This window comes from Nicoliella lavandulae, assembly GCF_037546185.1.
Taxonomy (GTDB): Bacteria; Bacillota; Bacilli; order Lactobacillales; family Lactobacillaceae; genus Nicoliella; species Nicoliella lavandulae.
This window is the reverse complement of sequence record NZ_JAWMWH010000003.1, coordinates 55,873-61,813: the sequence shown is the minus strand read 5'-3', so window position 1 is coordinate 61,813 and position 5,941 is coordinate 55,873. Positions and strand designations below refer to the sequence as shown.

10 protein-coding genes and 1 other annotated feature (1 of these 11 cut by a window edge) are annotated in these 5,941 nt (G+C 38.4%); all 10 genes read left to right on the top strand.

Annotation, left to right across the window (positions count from 1 at the left end; translation table 11 throughout):
* The first annotated feature begins 100 nt into the window (after nucleotides 1-100).
* The 10 genes from R4146_RS06955 to hisJ all read left to right on the top strand — a co-directional run bounded on the left by R4146_RS06955 (nucleotide 101) and on the right by hisJ (nucleotide 5,736).
* Entirely contained in the window at nucleotides 101-937 is an 837-nt protein-coding gene (locus R4146_RS06955) for a hypothetical protein (protein ID WP_339960736.1), read from the top strand.
* An 81-nt stretch (nucleotides 938-1,018) separates the two neighbouring features.
* A complete protein-coding gene (locus tag R4146_RS06950) occupies nucleotides 1,019-1,459 on the top strand; it encodes a hypothetical protein (protein WP_339960735.1) in 441 nt (146 codons plus the stop codon).
* Between the two features lie 27 nt (nucleotides 1,460-1,486).
* Entirely contained in the window at nucleotides 1,487-1,612 is a 126-nt protein-coding gene (locus tag R4146_RS06945) for a hypothetical protein (protein WP_339960734.1), read from the top strand.
* A gap of 69 nt (nucleotides 1,613-1,681) precedes the next feature.
* A complete protein-coding gene (locus R4146_RS06940) occupies nucleotides 1,682-1,813 on the top strand; it encodes a hypothetical protein (RefSeq protein WP_339960733.1) in 132 nt (43 codons plus the stop codon).
* 132 nt (nucleotides 1,814-1,945) lie between these two features.
* Nucleotides 1,946-2,206, top strand: a complete 261-nt coding sequence (locus R4146_RS06935; protein WP_339960732.1) for a DUF5776 domain-containing protein — start codon at nucleotides 1,946-1,948, stop codon at nucleotides 2,204-2,206.
* Between the two features lie 110 nt (nucleotides 2,207-2,316).
* Entirely contained in the window at nucleotides 2,317-2,769 is a 453-nt protein-coding gene (locus R4146_RS06930; RefSeq protein WP_339960731.1) for an FMN-binding protein, read from the top strand.
* Nucleotides 2,770-2,771: 2 nt separating this feature from the next.
* Nucleotides 2,772-3,545, top strand: a complete 774-nt coding sequence (locus tag R4146_RS06925; protein WP_339960730.1) for an FAD:protein FMN transferase — start codon at nucleotides 2,772-2,774, stop codon at nucleotides 3,543-3,545.
* Nucleotides 3,535-4,521 carry an FAD-binding oxidoreductase gene (locus tag R4146_RS06920; RefSeq protein ID WP_339960729.1) on the top strand — a complete coding sequence of 329 codons (987 nt, stop codon included), beginning with the start codon at nucleotides 3,535-3,537 and terminating at the stop codon, nucleotides 4,519-4,521. The genes R4146_RS06925 and R4146_RS06920 overlap by 11 nt, the downstream gene beginning before the upstream one ends.
* Nucleotides 4,508-4,807: a hypothetical protein gene (locus R4146_RS06915; RefSeq protein WP_339960728.1), complete on the top strand. Its 300-nt coding sequence runs from the start codon at nucleotides 4,508-4,510 to the stop codon at nucleotides 4,805-4,807. The genes R4146_RS06920 and R4146_RS06915 overlap by 14 nt, the downstream gene beginning before the upstream one ends.
* Nucleotides 4,808-4,890: 83 nt before the next feature.
* Complete coding sequence (gene hisJ / locus R4146_RS06910) at nucleotides 4,891-5,736, top strand: histidinol-phosphatase HisJ (protein WP_339960727.1); 846 nt, start codon at nucleotides 4,891-4,893, stop codon at nucleotides 5,734-5,736.
* Between the two features lie 49 nt (nucleotides 5,737-5,785).
* Nucleotides 5,786-5,941 (top strand) — a binding site (T-box leader) (it continues 76 nt past the right edge of the window).

Below are 5,941 nucleotides of genomic sequence, written 5' to 3'. Positions count from 1 at the left end.
TCGCCTTAATTAAAAAAAGTGAGTTCGATTTTTAATCGGACTCACTTTTTTTATTGTTTTCTGTGATGTTCAATGCTATAATACAATCAACATATGAATATTGAGTCAATTATCAGCTGTGCAAAATGATGCCATTGCTCAAAGTCAAGCTGCAAGTCATAACTATCAACAAGCTAGTGCTGCAGCGATGACGGTCAGTGCGAACGGGGATGCGGTTAGTTCTACGGCCCAATTGGCAAGCATCTATGCGAGTCAAGCGGCCCAAGCTAGTCGTGATTACCAATTTACTAAAGCAGACTCACTAAATGCGAAGGCGGCTAGTTACGTTGCGAATGCCAATGCTGCCTTGAGCAACGCCAACCAAGCAAGTCAAGCAGGGAGTCAGTTTACCAATGCTGCTGGTGCTGCGGAAAACGTTCCCGTATTAGAAATTGTTGAGACACCCAACATGGCTTATCAAAATGACCATGCAGTTGTTCACCACACCTTTGGGGATGGTAATTACACCCGTTTCATTAAAGCCCATGAAAAATTAGGGATTAAGAGCGTTAATTTAACCGCTGAACACCCAGTTGATGATATCAACGATGCCATTGCTTACATGGTTAAATATCGGAAGCCAGTTTATTTAACCATGCTAATTAACATTGGTAAAATGTCATTGAACCAAAGTTTACAGGCTGAAATTCCAGCAGTGATTGCGAAGAACGATGCTCAACCATCTCAATCACTATTAAATGACTTACAAACTGAATTGAACAAGGCTAAAAAGCCATTAGTAGTCGTTGGTCATGAAGTGATCAATGCCCGTTTATCACAATTTGTTGCTGATTTCGTTAAAAAGAACCACATTAACTTTACTGATATTGGATTAGGTAAGGATGCCGTTGACGAATCATTACCAGAATTTATCGGAACGTATGATGGAAAAATTTAAGATGAAGATATTAACCAAGTTGTCGATGATTCAGATTTATTTATCACAATCGGAGTAAAACTTGGTGACATGGTTACTGGAATGTTTACCCAAAGTTTCGATAGTACTAATACCATTATCATTAGTAACGAAGGGGCAACGGTATTCGGTCAATCTAAAGACTACTTAACTAACTATAACTCTGCAGCTACTGTTAAGAAACTACCAATTTTACAAATTAATGCTCGCACAGCTAGATTAAATGGTAGAAATGAAGTCGTGGCACTTCAAACCGCTAGTGACAAGAAACTAACCCAAGACTTTTACGATCAAGCGATCAGTAGTTTTATTCAAACTGGTGATACGCTTGTTACTGAACAAGGGACTTCATTTAGTGGATTAGTTCCATTTACCATGCTTAGGGGCACTCAATTTATTGGGCAACCACTATGGGGCTCAATTGGTTATGCTTTCCCAGCTGCATTAGGTAGTCAAATTGCGGATGAAGACCACCGGACGATTCTATCAACTAGTGAAGGTTAACTTCAATTAACCCTTCAAGAATTTGGGATGGCATTTAGAGAAGGACTCCACCCAATTATCTTGGTATTGGATAATACTGGTTACACGGTTGAACGTTTAATTCATGGAATGCATGAATACTACAACGATGTACCTCAACTAAACTATACGTAAATGCCTGCTACCTTTGTTGCTAAAGCAGATTAATATACTGCCAAGGACATAACAACTGAACAAGAATTAATGGATGCATTATCCGAAGCTCGTGCTGCTAGTGATAAGTTAGTATTGATTCAAATTCACTTGGATCCTGAAGATGGCCCAGCACAATTAGTTAAAACTGGTAAGATTATTGATGCGAACAACAATAAATAATAAATTTAAAAACTTGATGTCGAAATAATCGGCACCAAGTTTTTTTAATATCCATACTAATTGTTAACTGATTTATGAAATGTGTTAAAATAGCATTTATAATAACAATCTAAATTTAGAAGGCGTTAATTAATGAAAAAATTATTAATGATTGGATTAACAGTGGCAACATTAGGATTGGGGTCTGAATTGGCTGTCAATGCTAAGGCGCAACTGCAAGTCCGGGTAATTTCAAATATCAAGGCATATAATGGTAAAACTTTTAAACAGGCTCGCGTAGCAGCGCACTATAAAGTAGGCCAACGTTTATCAATCACAAAAATTGTTGGAACGGGTGGAATGACTCGCTTCGAACTAACCAATGGGCATTACATATTACATCACAGCAAATAAAAAGTTCGTGAAGTTATTAAAATAAATTTATACTTTTCTTGCATTAAATTTAAGATTTAAATATTATAATGTTAATACTAAAAGTCTAAATTTAACAGAAGTTGATAACTATGCTAAAAAAGTTAAGCGTTCTATTGATTTCATTAGCTGTTTTCTTTGCCGTCATTATTGAAGGATACACGGTTTTCTTTGATAAAAAGGAAACCCAAACGACCACTAGTGATCAGTCCACCAGTCAAACTACTGATCAGAGTAATCGTGATACCAGTAGTAATGCCAAGCAATTGAAAAATGGTAGCTATACTGGTGCCTCAACTAGTACGCAACATGGGGATGTTCAAGTAAAGATTGATGTTAAAAATAACAAGATCGCAAAAGTAACCGTTCTAAAGCACCCTGAAGGCGGTAATTCTGATCAAATCAATGCCCAGGCAATCCCATTTTACACCAAGGAAGCCTTGCAAAAACAAAGTGCTAAGATCAATCAGGTATCTGGAGCCACTGAAACATACAAGGGCTTCACTGGTTCATTGCAAGATGCAATTACTCAAGCGGAGAAATAGTAATGACAGTGACGGTTAAATCAACGGTCGTGGAATCAATGACGATTCCATTTACGATCAGTATCGCAGGTCAAGATGTAGAGTTGATTAAGAGTCGCCTGCATCAATTGGCTGGGTCAATTAAATCCGCATTGGATCAAATTGACCGACGTTATTCTACCTATCGTCCTGATTCATTAGTTAGTCAATTTCGGGATGGCAATGAAGAGCTATTGGTCACGGATGCTGAGTTTAAGCAGGTATATGATGCTTGTTTAAATGCTAAACAACTGACTAATGGTTGCTTTGATCCGTTCGATAGTCAACAACGGTATGACCCCCTTGGGTATGTAAAGGGATGGGCAATTGAACTGCTTTTTGACCGTTACTTGCGTCCAGAGTTACAACGCACGGAAATCGTTGGCGTTTGTCTAAACGGTGGTGGTGACATGCAATTCGCGAGTCAACATGACTTTAAATGGCAAATCGGCATTGAAGATCCAAGTGACCTACAAACGTTAATTGCTGGATATCAACTAACTAACGGTGGATTAGCGACATCTGGGTATAGTAAACGCGGTGCTCATGTTCGTTCAAGTGGGCAACCAGATCTATTACAGGTGACCGTATTTGCCCCTAAGTTAGCCACTGCAGATGTTTGGGCAACGGCGCTATTAGCCGCTGGTGAGCAATCGCTTCGCCAACTAGTTGCTGACCATCAATTAAGTGGTTGCTTTGTTAATCAACACCACCAACTAAGTTATTTTAATCAAGGAGTGATTACTGATGTTGACTAATAATCGATATTTACTAGGGTTATCCTGGTTAGTGGCAATCTTTTTGATTCCATTTCCATTTGTCCAAACGTTAAGTGCGGGGCTGCCTCCAATTTATAACGGGACGAAAACGATGATTCTATTTGGAACGATCGCATATTCATGGATGTTACTGGCAATGTATATTTCAACGCGGCCCAAATGGTCGGATCGCTTAATTGGATTGCCTAATGCATATATGATTCACGGAATTGTAAGCTTAGCAGTAATCGTGTTAGCATACTTACACAAGTCAAATCTCCACTCCAGTGGTTTAATTAAGCTAACTGGAGATTGGGCGATCTACTTATTTATTGGCTTAGCTTTATATTCAATGATTTTTATGGCGGGCTGGCTTACGAGTCGCGTACCATTTCTAATGTGGATCAAACGTTCATTGGAACATGTCTTCAAACATGAAGTGTCAGTTATCTTGCACCGGTTAAACGTAGTCGCAACTGGATTAGTGTTTATCCATGTCCTATTGATTCCATACATTCGCCAAATTGTACCGTTTACCATCTTATTTGTAGGGGCATCGTTATTTGTATTTGGTTCTTATGCCTTTACGTTTATCCATAAACAGATTATCTCAGCAACTTTGATCGATAACCAAGAGGTAAAGCCTAACGTGCGTCAATTGACGCTCCGATTGAAAAAGCATTTAGCCATTTATCCTGGTGACTTCGTATTTATTTCATTCCCAGAAGTTCGATTTATGAAGGAACCCCACCCATTTTCAATCGTGAATGCGCCAAGCGACAAAAATGAATTGGTGTTAGCAATTCGTGGGGATGGTGACTTTACCCAATCATTGGCTCGGATTCCAAACGATGCTAAGGTAGTGATTAACGGTGGATTTGGGATGTATCAATCAGTCATTAATGAAAATCATCCAAACCCATCTGTTGATTATTGCAGGGGGACTAGGGATCGTACCATTATTGTCAATTGTTGATGGGAATCCGAATGTGGACACAACGGTCTTTTATAATGCTAGTAATGAAAATAATTTATTGTATCCTGATAAATTTCATCAATGGCAAACACGTAATAACTTTAAGTCATATCGGCAAATTGGTCGGTTTAGTGATAATGAAATTGCCGAACACCTGCCAGTTGATAAGGATAAGACGGTCGTTTTAATTGGTGGTCCCGATAAAATGGGTTCACATTGGATTAAAGCCCTGAAACAAATGGGAATTGAACGGTCTCAAATTTATTACGAAAAATTTTCATGGTAATGAATGCAAAAGAACATCCAAGTTGGTGTTCTTTTTTATTTTGCGCTATAATTAAGCCATAAATTGGGAGGAGGGGATCGTATATGGTTAAAATTGATGGCCATACCCATACAGAACTATGTCCACATGGAAGTCATGAATCGACCCGTAAAATGGTAGAGCGGGCAATTCAATTAGGGTTTGATGAATATTGGATGACTGAGCATGCCCCAATGCCGGCTGGTTTTGCATCGGTATTTGGTGGTCCGTTAGACGACTATGAATCGGAAGGGTTGGCTGATTCGCAAGTAGATGATTATTTAAAATTAGCGACTGATTTACAAGCGGAGTATCAACACGACATTCAAATTAAAATTGGGTTTGAAATTGACTATTTACATGATTTTACTGACTCGATTACTAACTTTTTAGCAGAGTATGGGCCCTACACTCAGCATAATATTTTGTCGGTCCACTATCTTCAAGATGATGATGGGACTTATTGGGGCATTGATTATGATCCTGATGAACTAAAAACTGGTTTTGGCCAAGAGCTACATGCTCCTCAAAGACTATATTCACGTTACTTCAAAACAGTATTAGAAAGTGCGCAGACTGACTTAGGACGGTGGCAACCAGATAAAATGGGTCACATTAGTTTGATTAAAAAGTATCAAGATTATTTTAAGTTCCCAGAATTATTTGATCAGACTAACTTAGCATTAATTCAAAAAATATTACGGGTAATGGCTAAACGGCATCTAAGTTTGGATGTTAATTCAGCAGGGTTATATAAAAAATTTTGTAATGATTTTTATCCAGGCACACAAATTTTTACAATGGCTAAACAGATTGATATACCAATGGTTTTCGGGTCTGATGCCCATGCGATTGATGAGGTTGGTCGTGGATATCACCTAAATGAATTATTTAAAAGGGTTGACAATTAAAAAACATTAGAATATTATAACCACAACATCAATTATTTCTCATTTAATTCTAATAGTAATGCGTCGGAGAGTAACAATGAATTAGCTATCGAGAGAGTCCCGCTTAAGCTGTGAAGGGATTAGCTACTCATTGTGAACCACACCGGTAAACTGACTAGCTGAAACTAAGTAAGCTAGTCCGGGACCACTCGTTAAACGGGTTGAA